The 18366-nt window shown below is 52.2% G+C and carries 15 protein-coding genes and 2 pseudogenes; 1 reads left to right on the plus strand and 16 read right to left on the minus strand.

All coding sequences use genetic code 11. From position 1 onward, the window contains the following. Positions 1–2 precede the first annotated feature (2 nt). The 7 genes and pseudogenes from SD71_RS20100 to SD71_RS20130 all read right to left on the minus strand — a co-directional run bounded on the left by SD71_RS20100 (position 3) and on the right by SD71_RS20130 (position 6156). On the minus strand, positions 3–788 hold the full coding sequence (locus SD71_RS20100; RefSeq protein WP_407637561.1) for a metal ABC transporter ATP-binding protein: 786 nt from the start codon (positions 786–788) through the stop codon (positions 3–5). A 28-nt stretch (positions 789–816) separates the two neighbouring features. Next, positions 817–1818 carry a metal ABC transporter substrate-binding protein gene (locus SD71_RS20105; protein ID WP_041067296.1) on the minus strand — a complete coding sequence of 334 codons (1002 nt, stop codon included), beginning with the start codon at positions 1816–1818 and terminating at the stop codon, positions 817–819. A 449-nt stretch (positions 1819–2267) separates the two neighbouring features. Beyond that, positions 2268–4279, minus strand: a pseudogene (gene metG / locus SD71_RS20110) (methionine--tRNA ligase). Between the two features lie 358 nt (positions 4280–4637). Beyond that, complete coding sequence (yidD, locus tag SD71_RS20115; protein WP_041067299.1) at positions 4638–4871, minus strand: membrane protein insertion efficiency factor YidD; 234 nt, start codon at positions 4869–4871, stop codon at positions 4638–4640. A 5-nt stretch (positions 4872–4876) separates the two neighbouring features. After that, positions 4877–5338, minus strand: a complete 462-nt coding sequence (locus tag SD71_RS20120; RefSeq protein ID WP_041067302.1) for a Fur family transcriptional regulator — start codon at positions 5336–5338, stop codon at positions 4877–4879. Between the two features lie 68 nt (positions 5339–5406). Continuing rightward, positions 5407–5607: a hypothetical protein gene (locus SD71_RS20125; RefSeq protein WP_041067305.1), complete on the minus strand. Its 201-nt coding sequence runs from the start codon at positions 5605–5607 to the stop codon at positions 5407–5409. A 75-nt stretch (positions 5608–5682) separates the two neighbouring features. Next, complete coding sequence (locus SD71_RS20130) at positions 5683–6156, minus strand: hypothetical protein (RefSeq protein WP_152619525.1); 474 nt, start codon at positions 6154–6156, stop codon at positions 5683–5685. Between the two features lie 274 nt (positions 6157–6430). Here SD71_RS20130 and SD71_RS23330 point away from each other — a divergent pair, with 274 nt between their 5' ends. Beyond that, positions 6431–6532, plus strand: coding sequence for a sporulation protein YjcZ (locus SD71_RS23330; RefSeq protein WP_082034374.1), 102 nt, complete (start codon positions 6431–6433; stop codon positions 6530–6532). A 56-nt stretch (positions 6533–6588) separates the two neighbouring features. Here SD71_RS23330 and SD71_RS22635 read toward each other — a convergent pair whose 3' ends face one another. The 9 genes and pseudogenes from SD71_RS22635 to glgB all read right to left on the minus strand — a co-directional run bounded on the left by SD71_RS22635 (position 6589) and on the right by glgB (position 18111). Next, positions 6589–7203: a zinc ribbon domain-containing protein gene (locus SD71_RS22635; RefSeq protein ID WP_052476446.1), complete on the minus strand. Its 615-nt coding sequence runs from the start codon at positions 7201–7203 to the stop codon at positions 6589–6591. 151 nt (positions 7204–7354) lie between these two features. Then, on the minus strand, positions 7355–8086 hold the full coding sequence (locus SD71_RS20140; protein ID WP_052476447.1) for a DUF1361 domain-containing protein: 732 nt from the start codon (positions 8084–8086) through the stop codon (positions 7355–7357). Between the two features lies 1 nt (position 8087). Continuing rightward, positions 8088–9053 carry a hypothetical protein gene (locus tag SD71_RS22640; protein ID WP_052476448.1) on the minus strand — a complete coding sequence of 322 codons (966 nt, stop codon included), beginning with the start codon at positions 9051–9053 and terminating at the stop codon, positions 8088–8090. A gap of 150 nt (positions 9054–9203) precedes the next feature. After that, positions 9204–10187 (minus strand): aldo/keto reductase, encoded by a 984-nt coding sequence (locus SD71_RS20150; RefSeq protein WP_041067311.1) that lies wholly within the window; start codon positions 10185–10187, stop codon positions 9204–9206. 214 nt (positions 10188–10401) lie between these two features. Continuing rightward, positions 10402–12407, minus strand: a pseudogene (locus SD71_RS20155) (glycoside hydrolase family 15 protein). 16 nt (positions 12408–12423) lie between these two features. Further along, on the minus strand, positions 12424–13851 hold the full coding sequence (glgA, locus tag SD71_RS20160; protein WP_041067313.1) for a glycogen synthase GlgA: 1428 nt from the start codon (positions 13849–13851) through the stop codon (positions 12424–12426). An 18-nt stretch (positions 13852–13869) separates the two neighbouring features. Continuing rightward, complete coding sequence (gene glgD, locus SD71_RS20165; protein WP_041067316.1) at positions 13870–14982, minus strand: glucose-1-phosphate adenylyltransferase subunit GlgD; 1113 nt, start codon at positions 14980–14982, stop codon at positions 13870–13872. Then, positions 14979–16145, minus strand: coding sequence for a glucose-1-phosphate adenylyltransferase (locus SD71_RS20170; protein ID WP_041067319.1), 1167 nt, complete (start codon positions 16143–16145; stop codon positions 14979–14981). Before SD71_RS20170 ends, glgD begins: the two co-directional genes overlap by 4 nt. Before the next feature lie 19 nt (positions 16146–16164). Then, positions 16165–18111: a 1,4-alpha-glucan branching protein GlgB gene (gene glgB, locus SD71_RS20175; RefSeq protein WP_052476449.1), complete on the minus strand. Its 1947-nt coding sequence runs from the start codon at positions 18109–18111 to the stop codon at positions 16165–16167. Between the last annotated feature and the right edge of the window lie 255 nt (positions 18112–18366).

Raw genomic sequence — 18366 nt, forward strand, 5'->3', positions numbered from 1 at the left:
CTTTAACCTTCTTTCCGGAGGGAATGCAGCAAGTCGGTCTCTGCGCAATCTTCCAGGTCATGGGAGTGCCGGACATAGAAGGACAGCTTTCCGCTCTTTTCTTTTGGCTCTTGTCCGAGATAGGAACGAACCATCTCTATATCGTGCGATACCATTAAGAATGTGATATTGTGCCGTTGGTGCATGTGCCGGATCAGTTGGAAAAAGCTTTGCTGGGTCTCGCTGTCGATCCCGGACAGCGGTTCATCCAAAATCAGAAGCTGCGGGTTGTTGATGAGCGCGCGCGCCAGAAAAACACGCTGCTGCTGCCCGCCGGACAGAGCGCCGATCCGCTTATCCGCCAGATCTTCGATATGCAGCGTTTCGAGCGCGTCCTCGCAGCGGGAGGCATCCTCCCGTGTAATGCGCCGAAACAGCTTTTTGCGTCCGTATAAACCTGAGAGTACAACCTCACGGACCGTTGCCGGGAACAAAGGATTAAAGTTATTTCGCTGAGGGACATAACCGATCTGATTCCAATCCTTGAAACGATCTGCAGGAACGCCGAAAAGCGAAATGCTGCCCTGCTGCGGACGGATGAGGCCGACGATCATTCGCAGCAGCGTTGTTTTGCCCGCGCCGTTGGGACCGATCAAACCGATGAAATCCCGCTCTTGCACGGTAAACGATATATCATTAAGAATACGCTTGGAATCGTAGGAAAAGGACACCCCGTCCAATTTAATAATTTCCCTGTGGCAAAACCCGCTCTGCTGAACCAACGGCTCCATCACCGCGCTGTTGCTCATTAGAGGTCCCTCCTTTCATAACGCTATTCTATCGTAGACACTGCAGAGCCTTCTGCAAGTTCTCCAAGTTCCGTTCCATCAATGTGAAGTAATTGTCGCCCGCTTGTTCCTGCTCGGGCGTCAGGCCTTCCACCGGATTGAGAACGAGTGTGTCCACTTTCGCTTCCGCCGCCAAAGTCTCGGCCAGCTGATCGGAGACAAGCTCCTCGAAAAAGATATAACGAACATCGTGTTCCTTCACAAACTGCGTGATCTGAAGCAAATCCTGCGCTCTCGGCTCCGCCTCCGGAGAAAGTCCCATGATCGCCACCTGGTTCAGTTTGTAATCCCTGCACAAGTATCCGAAGGCTTGATGCGACACGACGATATCCCTTTTCGCGAACCCGGCCAAACCGTCTTTAAACTTGCTGTCCAGCGCCTTTAGACGGCTGCTTAAGTCCTCATACCTGCTTTCATACTCTGCCTTGTGATCGGGATCCGCTTTCACGTAAGCATCGAAAATATTGGCGGCCATTACCATCGCCGATCGGGGACTCACCCAAGTATGCGGATCCACCTCGAGGCCGGAGTGGTCGTGTTCTGCCGACGCATGCTGTTCACCCGTATTGGGCTCTGCTTCGTCTGCGTGATGGCCCTCTTCTTCCGGATTTCCCTCGATAAGGTCGATCCCTTTGCTGGTTTCTACCGTCACCACTTTGCTGTCAGAGCCGAGGCCTTTCAGAAACCCTTCCATCCAGCCTTCCAATCCCGCTCCGTTATACAGGAACAATTGAGCATTGGAAGTTGTGTCAATGTCTCCGCTTTTGGGCGTCCAATCATGCGGTTCCACTCCGGCCGGAATCAAATTAACGACATTGGCCCGGTCGCCGCCGATTTCGGAAGCAAAGTAATAGAGCGGATAGAAGCTGGTCACTACGTTTACTTTTCCCTCGACCAGATCGGATTTTGCGCTTCCGCTGCCGCAAGCGGACAGGACGGTCATGGCGCACAGGGCTATGATCGGCAGGATACGGGCTGGTTTCAAACTCATGATCAACTCCTCTTAATCGTAATCATTTTTATTAACAAAATTGATTATATCCCCCCTATCATGCCCTGTCAACGCAAACAAGCTTGCCTCGGTGCAACATGACGTTACCGGACTTACTGCTGATTGCGTGAGCGACTTGCATTCTGTAAGGCGGATTTGCCGCGTTTCAGCTGTTTTTGCGAGCCGTTCGTACTCTGCAAGACGGTTTTGCCGCCTTACAGCTCTTTTTGCGAGCGACCTACACTCTGTAAGGCGGTTTTGTCGCCTTACAGCAATTTTTGCGAGCCTTTCGTACTCTGCAAGACGGCTTTACCGCCTTACAGCTGTTTTTGCGAGTCGACCCAAACCCAACTAATCAGCTCCCAAAAAGAAAAATAACGGAACCTCAGTTCCGTTATCGGGCGCATTCACCCCTTTGCATGACGTATAGCGGAACTCAGTTCCTTTAGTTACTTCACGATCGCACCGTTCGGCATGTCGTTCGGGACGGTCGCCAATGTGAGCTGATCGCCTTGCGAAGCGGCGAGAATCATACCTTGCGACATCTCTCCCCGAAGCTTGACGGGCTTCAGGTTGGTTACGCAGATCACTTTGCGTCCGACGAGGTCTTCGGGCTTGTAGTGCTTGGCAATCCCGGATACGACCTGCCGGGTTTCAAAACCGAGGTCCAATTGCAGCTTGAGCAGTTTGTCCGCTTTCGGGATCGGCTCACAGGCCACCACTTGGGCGACGCGAAGCTCGAGCTTGGCGAAATCGTCGATCGATATTTCGGGCTTCAGCTCAGGTACAGCTTGCGGCGTCGCCGCGTCCTCAGCAGCACTCGCAGCGCTTCCCGGCGCCGACTCCGTAGACGCCTCAACAGCAGCAGACGCCGTGCCACCGCTCATCGATTGGCTTATCCAAGCCACTTCATCCGCCAGCTCCAAACGAGGAAAGATCGGCTCGCCTTTCACTACGGCTGTACCGGCTAGTGCCGAACCGAAGCTGCTCAAGCTCTCCCACGAAGTATTCCGTCCTGACGTTATACCAAGCTGCGACCAGATCCGGGCGGGCGCTTGCGTCAGGAAAGGTTGAATGAGAATGGAAACGAAGCGCAGCGCTTCAGCCAAATGCCCCATTGCCGAAGCAAGCTCAGCCTTGTTCGCTTCGTCTTTGACAAGCGCCCACGGCTTGGTCTCGTCAATATATTTGTTCGTTCTTCCGATGAAGCTCCAGATCGATTGCAGGGCGACGGAAAACTCCATGTTTTCCATGGCGGCCTCCACCTTCTCGACGGTTGCCCGCGCCACCTCCTCCAGCTGCCGGTCGAATTCGGTCAAACCGTTCTCGAATTCCGGAACCACTCCACCGAAATACTTGTCAATCATCGCTATTGTGCGGTTCAGTAAATTCCCGAGGTCGTTGGCAAGATCAAAGTTGATGCGCTCGACGAAGCCTTCCGGCGTGAAAGCTCCATCCGCTCCGAACGGCACTTCCCTCAGCAGGTAATATCGAACGGCGTCCAACCCATACTTGTCGATCAATGTGACAGGATCCACCACATTGCCGACGGATTTGGAGATTTTGCCGCCTTTCATCAGCAGCCAGCCGTGAGCGAACACTTTCTTGGGAAGCGGCTCACCAAGCGCCATCAGCATGATCGGCCAATAGATCGTATGAAAACGTACGATTTCTTTCCCGACCAAATGGACGTCTGCAGGCCAAAACTTGCGGTACAGTTCATCATTATCTGACCCGTAACCCAGCGCCGTAATATAGTTGGACAGAGCATCGATCCACACATAAACGACGTGCTTCGGATCACCCGGAACCGGGATGCCCCAATCGAAAGTTGTACGGGAAACGGCCAAATCTTCCAAACCCGGCTTGATGAAGTTATTGATCATCTCGTTGCGCCGCGACTCGGGTTGGATGAAATCAGGATGCTCTTCATAATAAGCCAGCAGGCGATCGGCGTATTTGCTCATCCGGAAAAAGTAGCTTTCCTCCTGCACCCACTCAACGGGACGTCCGCAGTCCGGACATTTGCCGTCAACCAATTGACGCTCCAGAAAGAACGCTTCGTCAGGCGTACAATACCAGCTTCATAAGTACCTTTGTAAATGTCACCTTGCTCCAGCAGCTGCGCAAATATTTTCTCCACGGATTTCTTATGACGAGACTCCGTTGTCCGAATGAAATCATCGTTGGAAATTTCCAGCTTTCGCCACAGCTCTTTGATTCCCGCAACGATATCGTCCACGAACTGCTGCGGCGTTTTGTCTGCTGCCTTGGCTTTGCGCTCAATCTTCTGCCCGTGCTCGTCCGTTCCCGTCAAATAACGTACTTGGAAACCCCGCAGCCTTTTGTACCTCGCCATTGCATCGCCGGCAACCGTCGTATACGCATGGCCGATGTGCAGCTTGTCGCTGGGATAATAAATCGGTGTCGTGATGTAAAAGGTTTTATCCGTTTGTGCCATCTGATCTCATCTCCTTAACTGATGAAAAAAACAAAAAGCTCCCGTCCGTATGGGACGAGAGCTGTTACTCACGCGGTACCACCCAATTTTCCTCCGTATTGCCGGTTGGAGGCTCATTAAGAATTGTCCGTTAACGCCGGAACTACGTCATCCCCTTACGAAGCGCGGAAACCGGCTGCGCTTGCTCGGAGACAATTCCTCGAGGACCATTTTTCGAAGCTGCCCTGTACCGGTTTTCAGCTGCCCCGGCTCTCTGCTACAGGCCACATTCTTCGTACTTATCCCTTCAACGGAAAATATCAACTATTTGCCAAAAATATTACCGACTTCCTTTACCGATGTCAAGCGACGCACACCTTCAGCCTTCCCTTTTGTTCGCCGGAGGCACGGGGTCGAAGCCGCCGCGATGGAAAGGGTGGCATTTGCAGATTCTGCGCACAGCCAGGTAAGAACCTTTCAACGCCCCATGCACCTCTATGGCTTCAAGCGCATAAGCGGAACAAGTCGGAGCGAACCGGCAAGAAGGCGGCGTGAGCGGCGAAATGAATTTACGGTAAAAATGGATCGGAGCCTGCAGCGTTCGTCGAAGCATACCGGTTACCCTCCGGCAGAGGAAGCTTCATTGGCTGCGGAACCGGGTACTTCAGTCTCCCGGCAGTCACCGCAAATTCCGAACACTTCAAATTTGTGCTTCACGACCTGAAAATCGCCGGGCACGTCGGTTCCCGTCATCGGACAGAAACGGATCGGCAGCGTCTTCTGGCATTGAAGACAAATCATATGATGGTGATGATGTTCCTCTTCGCATCGCAGCTTGAACTTCACTCCGTCTTCGAACAGCACTTGTTCGACGACTTCCATATCCAGAAGCATACGAAGATTGCGGTACACGGTATCGAAGCTGAGGCCCGGATAAAGCTGCTGCATGTGCTCATAAACATCCTTGGGCGTCAAATAGCCGGATGTCTCGTCGAACAGCTTGACGAGCGTACGCCGCTGCTCCGTGATCCGCAGCCCTTTTTGGGACATTTGCCGCACAATTTCTTCAGTCGTTCCCACCAGGCTACCCTCCCGTATTGAGGATTTATCTTTTTTAACTATGCAGGAAAAAGGGGGGGTCCGTCAAATTATACGAACCATGTATTCATGACGACAACTAGAGCCGCAACGGAAACAACGGCAAGAACGAGCAGCCAGATGCCCTGGGTTTTCTTTTCCTGGAACAACCTCAATACGCCGAGACTTAAAGCTGATCCGATGAGCAGAATAAAAAGTGCGCCTACGATAAACAGCGCTGGAGATACTTCTGATATATCTACCAATTCCACGAAAGCTGCCTCCCTATGCGATAAACATTGCCTCGTAATAAGCTGAATAGACCGTTTTCTCTAGCATTATACCATTTACGTGCGGATAAACAATTCGTGTTCCGATGTCGACGGAGGCCTTCTGCGGAAACGCACCACCAGCTCGTCACCTTTCATCTGAGCCTTACCAGAGCGGGGGTATACCAAGCAAGGAAATCGGATCGCTTGGGACGAATCGTTCGGAAGTCCCGTAACTTTAAGGCGTTCTGAAGTGGCAAATAACTGCATACGCCGCATATCCGTATTGGGGGGGAGCCGGACAGTTACGCTGACAGACTTGGCATTCTTCACGGTTTCCATACGGATCCATTGTTTAGTGCTGGCCTTCTCAGTGCGGGCCTGGTCCTCGGGCTTTACCTTATTAAAAAAATCCTTAATATACTTACTCAGCCAGTCCGTATCGCTGCTTTTCTCCCACTGCTCGACCAGCTTCCATGGAAAATCGCGTGCCAGCATTCGCTTGATCTCGTCCCAGTCGGGCAGCGGACCGCCATCGAAAAACGAAGCCATTGTTCCGTCCCTCCAACCTGCGCGTTTCGTTTGTACTTCAACATATGCCCTTGCTTCGGGCTGTGCGAAAGGCAGAATGAAATCAACCGAAAAAAGCAAAGAAAAAACGCTCCGCGACATTCGCGAGGCGTTAGACATTCGATATTCAACCGGGTCATCCGCTGAAAAATGGGGTCTCATCCCCTTTTCCGGTACAAGAGCACAGGAGACCTTCTGCCCCCCGCCATATGCTGACATTGTGATTCACCATTACTGGCACAAGGAGGTTTGAACAATGGGTTATCCTGTTGCAGGTTATGGTTTCCACGGAACGGCCGCATTCGCTCTCGTTCTCTTCATCCTGCTGGTAATCATCCTTCGGGCCGGTTTCTGGTAAGATGAGCCCGCTGGTCTAAAAAACCTTGCCGACGCCGGCAAGGTTTTTTGGCTTATTTATTGATACGCGGCTTTCCCGCAGGTCTGACAGAAACGGCTGTCTGCCTCCAGCCTGCTGCCGCAGTTATGGCAAAGCTGCGGCCTCTGATGACGTGACGGCAGTTCTTCCGTCTCCTCTGTGTACAGATCCGCCGCGTGTATCGCGTCAGCGGCCTCTGCGGGCGGCTCCATGCCGATGGCGTCTGCTGCAGGAGCAACTGCTGGCTCTTCGCTGGCCGGAGGGGCTTCTTCCGTTCGAATCTGAGCCGGCTCCGGAAACTGATGACCGCAAGACGGACAGAATCGCACATCGTAAGTTACGCGCTCCCCGCAAACACAATCCTTCTCGTTGCGGAGCTCCTTAATGCGGTCGTCCAGCGCGTTAATCTCTTCATGTATGGCCGCGACTTCCTCGCATAGAGGAATGACTTTCGCCTCAGCCAACGACAAATCATGTGCCCGATACGCGCTGTACACGGCTTCGCCAATATCTGCGTATAATCTTTCAATTTCTTTGCGCTTACCTGATATTTGAGAATTGATTCGGGTGATTTCCACCGTTTGCTGCGCTTTTTCGGTCGCAGACGAGACCCCTTTACTGACGCTGTCGGTAATCTTCTTCAAAAAACTCATGACCATCGTCTCCTCTCTCTAACCTTTATTATCTCACAGGGGGACCTTTTAATCATGGTTCGCAAATCCCGAATCGGGGTTACGTTGACACTAAGGCTCCGAAGCTTATGAACATGATAGTACTTTACTACTAGTATGCCATCAATCTCATTCATATGCGATTCTTGTCCTTCGCAGGTGCCCGGCTCACACCGAGCATGTAGAGTGACAAGTAGACAATCAAGATCAATGTCCCGAACAACACCGTAAACACGGCGGAGCGAAGACTAATGCCTTCGAGGATGCCTGCCGCGAGCCGCAGCGGATTGAGAATATCCCAGCTGTTCAGCCGGATCACCCGTCCCAAGTAAATGCCGAATCCTCCGAGAAACGCGACGCTCAATACGAATAACCAACCTAAGACCGGATTCATATAAAAATTTACGATCTCGTGAAAATGCCGCATGGACAGATAGCCTAACAGCAGCCCGCACCATGAAAACAAAAAGAAAAGGACAAGATCGTACCAGATCAGCAATCCATCACGGTTGTATGCGGCATAATCCGGATTAAACACGAGATGGATCAAGTCAGTCGTCAGGTAAGGGGCGTTCGGGTAAAGAAGGAGCCAGGCAATGCCGCAAAGTACAAGGCTCGCCGCCAATTCAGCGCCCTTGTTGAGCCGGGTCAGGATAATGGCGGCCATGGAGACCAGCAGCGGCAGCCAGGCCAGAAACAGATTCCAAAGTAAGAAAGTATACTGAACCCGATCTGCCGGCACAATGCGCACAACGATGAGAAGCGTGCACAATAAGGAAGTTCCGGTCAGAACATAAAAAAGCGGGTCCACGACGGGCTGCGAGAATTTAGAGATTTCAGGCTTGCGCATGCCGGAATGGGACAAACTATCCTTCCTTTCCAGGTTCGAACCGCTCTAAAAGAAGCTTACGCTGCGTTGTTAATTCGGCGATGCTGTTGTCTAATCGCACTTTTTCCTGCGTGAGGCGAGCTTTCAGCCCGCTGATCTCTTCCAGCCTTCGTTGTACAGACTCAAGAGAAGAACTGATTTTACCCTGCACGATCCAATCCGAGATCAGACCGTCGAAGAAAAAGTCCGCGAACACGAGCATACCGCTCATATTAACACCTGCCGCATTCGAATCCCAATTGATATCGCGCAGTTCTTTGTCAAGCTTTCGCAAGCCATGCTGTGCATCCTGAACATGCGCGGCGGCCTCGTCGATCCTGCCATGCTTCACGGCAGTAGCGATGAAACCCCCTCCGATCATGTCGTACGTTCCCCAATTCTGAGCGGATGTAAGTGTTTCTTCCGCTTTTGTCAGTGCTGCCTTTACTTCTTCAGCTGCATAAACCGCTTCAAGCAATTCCTTGGCGATCGCCCTCGTGGTGCCGATCTGGAGCGATAATTCCTCCAGCCTGTCACTGGTTTGACGATCATGCTCATTTATCCAGGATTCCTTGTCTGTAAGCAAACGCGCGTACTGGCTTTCCACATCGTTAACTTCAGACAATTGAGCGATTACAACGGTTTTCTCCCTGTGTATTGCGGCAAGTGCCGACTCAGCGGCATCGTATCGGAGTTTCGCTTCCGCGGCTTCACGCTCTTCCATCCGCAGCTTATCTTCGAGACGGCCGAACAGGTTCAGGAAAAATTGAGAGAACGATGCCGTCTTCAGCTTTTCTGCATCCGCCTCTTCCTTACGGAGCAAATCCAGCAATTCAGCCCTGCGACGGTTTTCATCTTCCAGATCAATGTTCAGATTCGACAGTCTGCGCTCCCATTTTTCCTTCAATTGAAGCTTTTCCCGGCATATTTGCAGTTGTTCGTTCCATTCCGCAATCACGCTCAACCCGATCCCCCGCTTCTTGATCCTTTTGTGAAACACTATCTTAAATACTGGTCAGCCGGCTAAAAGGTTGCAAATAAAAATGCAGGACACCTGCCGCGAAATCCACGCTGCGAATGTGCCTGCATTGAATAATAGAGGGTACCGAATCGATTAATACGCTCCCCGAATATGCTCATGCACCTGATCATCATAGAAGGATTTCAAGCGCTTCTGCTCCTCGGGGGTAAAGGAAGGCACATGCTGTGCCGCCAAGTTTTCCTCGACTTGACGTGTATTTTTGAACCCGGGAATAACGCAAGTAATCTCCGGAAAATCGAGAATCCAGCGCAGCGCTGCCCGTGTCATGTTTTCACGTCCTTCGCCGATCCATGCCAGCTCACGGGAAAGGGCGACACCCTTTTCGAACGGCAATCCTGCAAAGGTCTCACCTACATTGAACTGCTGACCTTCACGGTTGAAATTTCGATGATCCGCAGCATCAAATTGCGAGTTTTCCTCGAATTTTCCTGTCAGCAATCCGCTTGCAAGCGGAAGCCGTACAAGCAATCCTGCTCCGCGCTCATGCGCTTTAGGCAACAGTTCGGCAATCGGCTTCTGCCGGAAGATGTTAAAAATAATTTGAAGAGCGTCCACACCGGGCTGTTCCAGACAGAACAATCCTTCTTTGACCGATTCCACACTGACCCCGTAAGCGCGGATTTTTCCTTCGGCCTTCAGCTTATCCAGCACATCAAAAACGGAACCGTCTTTAAGGATTGATAAAGGAGGACAGTGAATCTGGTAGAGGTCGATTGTCTCGCGGTTTAACCTTTTCAGGCTCGCTTCGCACCATTCACGCACTTGTTTTTCTTTATACATCTCCGGATTGTGTATATCCCCGGCGCGGCAAAACTTCGTAGCTATGTAGATTTGGTCTTCTTTGCCCTTGGTCGCCTGAGCGAGCAGCCTCTCACTTTTGCCGTCCCCGTATACGTCTGCGGTATCGAAAAAATTGACTCCCTCATCCATGGCTTTGTCCAATGCGCGCAGAGATTCGCTTTCATCCGTCTGCCCCCATGAGCCGCCGATGGCCCAAGTACCGAAGCTGATTTCACTGACTTTCATCCCTGTTTTACCTAGCGGCCGGTATCTCATAGTCTCTCTCCTTTAGATTTAGCGTTCCAGCAAGAGATTTCCTATCAATTGTAACAAATAGAAAGATGTCTGCCAAAAAGGGAGGTGCATAGGCGCGTAAGTGCAATGTTTTTCATCGTTGTTCCGTCTGTTGAACGTTTTTCATCGAATTTTAATTCGTGCGCAAACAGCAAGATGCACCGCAGCACACGGCTGTGGTGCATCTTGACCGCATTCATGACCAAGGAATGCTTTTCTCCCATTGAGGAACTCGTCTTGCGGTGCTGACCAGCTGATCGTATTTGCGCACGTAATAACAAACTGTCTGAATATACGTGGCATGGGACCATGTAAGCGGGGCGACGGAAATCGGAGATCCGTGTTCCGGATGCACCTGCTCGGGCAAACTCCCGCCGGGCAGCGCAAATGAATTCAACCGCTCCAACGTTTGGCGGGGCTCTGCCAGGTCCTCCGCCGTCAGGGCCTTTTCGATCTGGTAATTAGCGAGCCATAACGTGCAAATAATCCAAGGATTGCCCGGTACCCTCTCGACATCGTCGGATTGCCGGAAATAATAGTCGCTCGCGTATCGGGCGATCCCGCCGATGCCCGTCTGCACGCGGAGCTTCTCCGAGATCGCCTGCATCGTTCCGGCCACACGCTCATCTTCCGCAGCGAGCACACCGAATTCGAACAAGCCGAACAGACTGCTCTCCACCGTCATATCTTTCACCCATTGGCCGTCCTGCCAAATCAAGCCGCGAGCGAACCTTCCGGCACTTTCCTCCCACAGGTGGGTGACAATCCCCTCTTTAATCCGCTCCGCGGCTGTGCGGTATTCATCGCTTCGCTCATAATCTCCGAACAGATCGGCAAAGTATGACGCCCCATCAAACCGGCGTATACGGAAGAGGAGGTGTACGTCCATATTCCGTACCTTTCTTCCCACAAGTCATAGCTTGGCAGCGGCAGACCGAGAGCAGGTTCGATATAATCGCACAGGAAGGAAGCGGATTTGCGCACAAGTGAGCTGTACAGCGCTTGCGGCAGCTCGATCTCACCGTGCCGCTCGTAATCTTTCCAGAGCGCATATAGAACGAGCGCGGTTTCATCCTCTTGGATCGGCAGTCTGGGGACGCCGTTCACGACATAGGGGTGCCAGCTGGAGCCCACCGTTCCATCAGGATTGTATTTATGGTGCAGATAACCGCCGGGCGCCAGATTGCGTGCGCAAAAGTGAAAGAACGGCGCAATCGTTCCGTGAAAGCCGGCCAGCGACATGGCATCTGCGATGAGCGCTCCGTCGCGGGGCCACATGTAACTGTAGTGATCCCGGTTATATTGCAGAATATCGCTGTCATTGGCAGCCAGAATGGCGCCTCGCTCGTCGATCTGCGTCCTGACTATGAGCAGGCTGTGCTTGAATTGATCGACGACCTCCGCCGGCAAATCCGCAAACCGGCTGCCGACGCGCGATAACCAATGGTTCCAGTAGATGACCACCCGGCTGAGCAGCATTTCCGGATGGCTGTCCCGTACGTATTGATCGAGCCTCTTGACTTCCTCAATGTCGGAGCCGACCGACATCCAGTAGTAAATGCTTTTGTCATTGCCGGGGGGCACGACGGTGCGAAAGCTGATCGTGCTGTCAACCGAACCCTGCGAGATGGCGTTGCCCATCAGCTCCCCGTCCTCGGCGTCGCGCCATGTTCCTTCCGCCGAGTGGAATCGTTTAATTCCTGTTGAGTACTGATAGATGCCGCCTTCTTCAGACTGTCCGTTAAACATGAAATAGGACGAGCGTTTGTAATGGAATATCGTACGATTGTCCGGGTAGAAGGCTGCGGTATCTCCGACCTCGTTGCCGTCGATCATCAGGTCATGGTGGAAAAACACCCTGATATCTTTGGGTGAATCTCCCAAATTCCGGACCACGACACGCTTCAGGTAAATGCACTCCCGCTGGTGAAGCCCGTCGTTAAGATACAGTTCTATGCCGAGCCGGTCATTCCGTGCGATCACGTTCGTGACCAGCGATTCCGGGATGTAGCCAAGCGTCATCGACCACTCCGGATCGTCCAGCCAAGAGAAAGCTCCGTCACACCAGACCCCGAAGCGGCACATGTTTCCTCCGACATGATTTAACTGGCCTACAAAGGGGAAATACAAATCTCGGATAAAGCAGTGATTGTCCAGATTGAGAAGCATTTTTCCGTTTCCGATCACCAGATGTCTCGCCATGTACGTCTCTCCTCTCTTAGCTGACAATCTCCCTATATAGCTGCTGGTATTGACGTGCCGACGACTCCCAGCCGTAATCCTTCTTAGCCCCGTTCGCTATTATTTTCCGCCAAGCCTCGTCATTTTCATAAAAGGAAAGCGCTCTTCGCACGGTAAACAGCAGATCGTGCGCAGTGGCCGGCACAAAGCTGAAACCGTTCCCTGTTCCGGTATATTCGTTGTACGAGTCTACGGTGTCTCGCAATCCGCCGGTTTCCCTGACGACCGGCACCGTCCGGTAACGAAGGGCAATCATTTGGCTTAAACCGCACGGCTCGAACCGCGACGGCATCAGGTAGATGTCTGAGGCGGCATAAATGCGGCGAGCCAGGCTTTCGTTGAAGCCGAACCAGATCGCCATCTTCTCGCGGTTATTCATGCAGGTGTCATGAAGCATCGCTTCAATCGCTTGATCGCCGGCGCCGAGGACGACAAGCTGCAGGTTTTCCTGCATTAAGCTGTAAAGCGCTTCTGCAAGAATATCGAAGCCTTTCTGGCCTGTCAGTCTGGAAACGATGCCGATCATGGGTACCGAACCGTTAAGCGGCAAGCCGAGTTCCTCTTGCAGCGCGATTTTGTTCAAGCGCTTCTTGGTTAATGAGTTACGGTATGCGGCGGCTAGATGAGGATCTTTCATCGGGTCATACACATCCGTGTCGATTCCGTTCAATATGCCCCGGAGATCCCCCGAGCGTTGGCGGATGACTCCATCCAGCTTCTCGCCGAAAGCCTCGGTCTGAATTTCTTGCGCATATGTCGGACTAACTGTGGTGAGCTTGTCCGCAAACAGAAGTCCCGCCTTCATGCAGCTTCCTGCTCCGTAGAAATCCAGACTGTCCTGGGTAAAGGAGTTGTCCCCCGTTGCCAGCAAATCTTGCAGCACCTCGCGTGAGAACACACCCTGATACTGCAGATTATGAATCGTAAATACGGTACGTATATGCGTGTACCCGGCGCGATGCTTATATTTCGTTCGGAGAAGGAAGGGGATGAGTCCGGTCTGCCAATCATGGCAATGGATAATATCCGGCATCTCTTCCAGCTTGTCCAATGCTTCAAGTACCGCAAAGCTGAAGAACGCAAACCTCTCCGCTTCGTCGCCGTAGCCGTACAGATATCCGCGTTTAAAGTAAAATTCATTGTCGATGAGCACGTAGCGGATGCCGTCCTGCCAGAATTCTTCAATGCCGCAATACTGTGTGCGCCAGCCAAGCTGCACTTCCGTTTCGGCGATTTTGACGGCCCGGGCCAGAATATCCTCCGGTATTTCGCCGTATTTCGGAAGAACAACGGTTACTTCCACGCCTTTTCTGGAAAGCGCCTTCGGCAGGGCGCCGACAACGTCGGCTAACCCTCCCGTCTTGATGATCGGCATGGCTTCCGACGCTGCAAACAACACCTTCATAAGGCCACCCTTTTCTGATTATATGATTTTACGTTTCACGGCTAAGAACGGCATATCCGGTGAACCCATGAGCTGCTGCATCGGGCGGATTTCCACTTCCTTGTCCAGTATGCAATTGTCCAGGCTCCCGTTCTCGCGTATGATTCCATTCTGCATGACAATGCTGTTGCGGACGACTGCCCCTCTAGCCACTTTCACACCGCGGAAAAGGAGGCTGTTGTGAACCGTTCCCTCTATGTCACAGCCGTTAGCCACGAGCGAATTCGTGACATCTGCGCCGGTACGGTAATGCGTAGGCGGTTCATCCTTCACTTTCGTCAAGATCGTCCCGGGTTGGAAGAACAGCTCCCGCCATATGCGGGGCTGCAGCAGTTCCATACTATGACGGTAGTAAGCCGCGATATTGTTCACGACGCCAAGTACGCCTTCATGCATATATGCATTGACATGGAGTTGGTCGAGTCGGGGCAGGATGGCGTGCCGGACCAGATGATCCCGGCCTTGCGCGAGGGAAGTCTCCACCAGATCAAGCAGGATCTCCTTGCTGAGAATGTACATCTCCATCGATACGATGTCGCTTGCCAGCCGGCCGAAATGATGCTGCATTTCCACAATTCGCCCTGCTGCATTCAAGCGCACTCTGCGCGCCAATCCGGGAACTTCATCAGTTGTTTCTTTACAAATGAGCGTGATATCGGCGCCGGTATCCCGATGGTGTTGGAGCGCTTTGGCGAAATCCACATTCGCCACCATATGGCTCCGGGAAATGACGACGTAATCCAGCGGACTGTGGGCGAAATAATCGCGATTTCTATAAAAATGGTACAGGTCTCCTTTACCGAAGTCCGTCTGATCCTCCAGCGCGGGCGGGAGCACGAACAAACCGCTTTTTTTGCGATGCAGATCCCAGTTGCTGCCGGAACCGAGATGATCCATAAGCGAACGAAACTTCGTATGCGCAAACACCGCAACATTCGGGATACCTGAATTAACCATAGAAGAAAGGACGAAATCGATCAGCCTGTAACGACCGCCGAAAGGTACCGTCGCGAGACAGCGGTTCGATGTCAGAGAACCCATCTCATCCGCTTCATGAATCAAGTTAATGACACCGATCATAGGCAGCTTCATACGGGCTCCACCTCCTGAATCTCAGCTTGCGACTCGACGGTTTCGCCGCTGCCGACAACTGCAATTTCCACGGAATCGATGCTGCCCACTTGACAGCCTTCACCGACCCTGGCACCTTCTCCGACAATTGCGCGAATGACCCGAGCACCGCGGCCGATTTCGGCTCCGGGCATAAGGATGGAATCTTCTATGACGCTTCCCTCGCCGACTCTCGCACCGTAAAAAAGCACCGAACGATTCACATCCCCCTCGACGACACAGCCTTCATTGATAAGAGAATTTTGCACCTTCGCATGGGGGGCGACATATTGAGCGGGCTGATTCGGATTGACCGAGAGGATTCTCCAGGAACGATCGTTCAGTTCAAGCGCAGGCCGGGTTTCCAGTAAATCCATGTTGGCTTCCCACAGGCTGTCGATCGTTCCGACATCCTTCCAGTAGCCGTCGAAACGATAGGAAAACAGGCGGGCGTCTTCCTGGAGCAGCGTGGGCACGATGTCTTTGCCGAAATCGTTGGAAGAATGCGCGTTCGCTTCGTCCCGGATCAAGGCATCCTTCAATACAGACCATGTAAACACATACACGCCCATTGAAGCGAGATTGCTGTTCGGTTTTTTGGGTTTCTCGGCGAATTCGGTAATACGCTCGTTCTCGTCGACGCTAAGGATGCCGAAACGGCTCGCTTCCGCCCATGGTACGCTGATCACGGCGATCGTCGCATCCGCATTGTTTTTTTTATGGGATTCCAGCAGCAATTCGTAGTTCATCTTATATATGTGATCGCCGGATATGATGAGGACATACTCAGGATCATAGCGCTCGATAAAGCCCATATTCTGATAAATGGCGTTCGCCGTTCCCTTGTACCATACGCCGCCCTTCTTGCGTACATAAGGAGGCAGCACGTGCATGCCCCCATCCCTGCGATCCAACCCCCAAGGGCTGCCGATGCCCAAATACTGATTCAGCACCAAAGGCTGATATTGCGTAAGCACTCCGACAGTGTCGATCCCGGAATGTACGCAGTTGCTTAACGTGAAATCTATTATGCGGTATTTACCGCCGAAATGAACGGCCGGTTTGGCCACATCTTTCGTCAAGACACCAAGCCGGCGGCCCTCCCCGCCGGCGAGCAGCATGGCAATACAGTCGGTCTTGCCCATGAGCTTCTCTCCTCCTCAATTAGGCGCTGAGTACGGGTTCTGCATCCGTCTGTGCAAGCGTCTGCAACTCTGACTTCCATAGCTGAAAGGACAAAGCGGGAACAGGAATTTCTATGCTGTAAGGCTTGCCATGCATCGGAATTTGCTCGGCTGTCACTTCCTCGGGAAATGGCGTTCCCGATCCGCCGTAATCGGCTTCATCGCTGTTAATCGTCAGCCGATAGCGTCCGGAGACAGGGACTCCGATCCTGTATGTGCGGTAGTTGTCACGCGAAAAATTACAAACGATAACGAGTGGAGATTTGGAAGCTTCACCGGTGCGCACGAAAGAGATGATGGATTGCTCCGAGTTGTTGACGTCAATCCATTCGAAACCGCCGGGATCGTGGTCTTTCTCCCACAACTGGCCATTGTCCAAATAGACCGAATTTAATGAACGGACATAACTCTTCATACTGTCGTGCAGCGGGTACTTCAGCAAATCCCAATCGAGGCCCGTATAATCCTTCCACTCGTCGAATTGACCGAATTCACCGCCCATAAACAGCAGCTTCTTGCCCGGATGAGTCATCCAATAGCCATAAAACAAGCGCAGGTTGGCAAACTTCTCCGGATAAGAACCTGGCATTTTGTTTAGAAGGGAACGTTTGCCGTGCACGACTTCGTCATGGGATAAAGGTAATACATAATTCTCGGAAAAAGCGTACAGGAGCGAAAATGTGACAAGAGAGTGGCGTGACTTTCTTTCGGATGGATCTGTCTCCATGTAACGGAGCATGTCGTTCATCCAGCCCATATTCCACTTGTAATTGAATCCGAGTCCGCCCAGGTAGGTCGGCGACGTGACGGCAGGGTGAGAGGAAGAGTCTTCCGCCATCATGAGGCTGTTCGGATGGTAGCGAAATACGGTTTCGTTCAATTTTCTTAAAAAAGCCAACGCTTCGAGGTGCCCGGTTCCGCCATATCGGTTAACTGTCTTCATAAGCTCAGGTTTATCGAAATGCAGATCGATCATGCTGGCCACCGCGTCTACTCTCAGTCCATCGATGTGATAAATATCCAGCCAGAAGAGAGCGTTGGATAGAAGGAAGCTTTGCACCTCGGGCTTGCCGAAATCAAAAGCAAGCGTTCCCCAAAGCGGCTTTTCCGCCCGCCTGTAATCCGAATCCTCATACAAAGCGGTTCCATCGAATAACCTCAAGCCATGGTCGTCTTTGCAAAAGTGTCCGGGTACCCAGTCGAGCAGCACGCCGACTCCTCTCCGGTGGCAGCAGTCGATCAGTTTCTTGAGCCCTTCCGGAGGTCCGTATCGGCTGGTGGCAGCGTAGTATCCGGTTGCCTGATATCCCCAGGAGCGATCAAGCGGATGCTCGGTGACCGGCAGCAATTCAATATGCGTATACCCCATGGAAGACACATAGTCGACCAGCTCTTCAGCCAGCTCCGCGTAGGTGCGGAACTGCTCGGGAGCGTCCATGCGCCATGACGCGAGATGGACTTCGTAGATCAGCATCGGCCTGTTGTAAGGAGCGCTGTTTCTTTGTTGTTCCATCCACTCGGCGTCCTGCCATGCGTAATTATCGAGTGTGCTGACAATAGATGCGGTACGCGGACGCAATTCGCCGGTAAACCCGAAAGGATCGGTTTTCAGCTGCGAGGAGCCGTCGGCATTTACCAGCTTATATTTGTAACGTGTACCCGGCGCCAAGCCGGGAACGAAGCCGCACCAGACGCCCGTTGTTCCCACCTTTTCCAGCGGCGCTTCGTGATCCGGATCGGTCCAATCGTTGAAATCACCGACGACGGATACGGCTTGGGCGTTCGGTGCCCACACGGCGAAGCGGACACCTTTGCGGCGCTTGAATTTCACCGGATGGGCACCGAATGTGTGATAAGCCCGGAATAATTGTCCGCTATTGAATAAGTACAGGTCCTCTGATGAAATCAGTGCCGCCTGAGCTTGCATTTAAATCCGTCACCTCCTGTACGATTCAGAATAAAATAATCCTTCTTAATGCGGTTAATTATTTACCATATATACCAATAATTAACATACAATCGAACTAATTATAACGAAAAAATGAAAGATTTTCATCTCATTTTCAACAACATTGTGAAAAAAAGGTGTCGGTTTTCAAACCCCGACCTTTCTTTAATAAACCGGGAGGATTAGCCTGTACTGATGTCTATCTAACCAGATCCGCATAAATTTAATCTCTCA

The organism is Cohnella kolymensis (assembly GCF_000829465.1).
Classification (GTDB): domain Bacteria; phylum Bacillota; class Bacilli; order Paenibacillales; family Paenibacillaceae; genus Cohnella; species Cohnella kolymensis.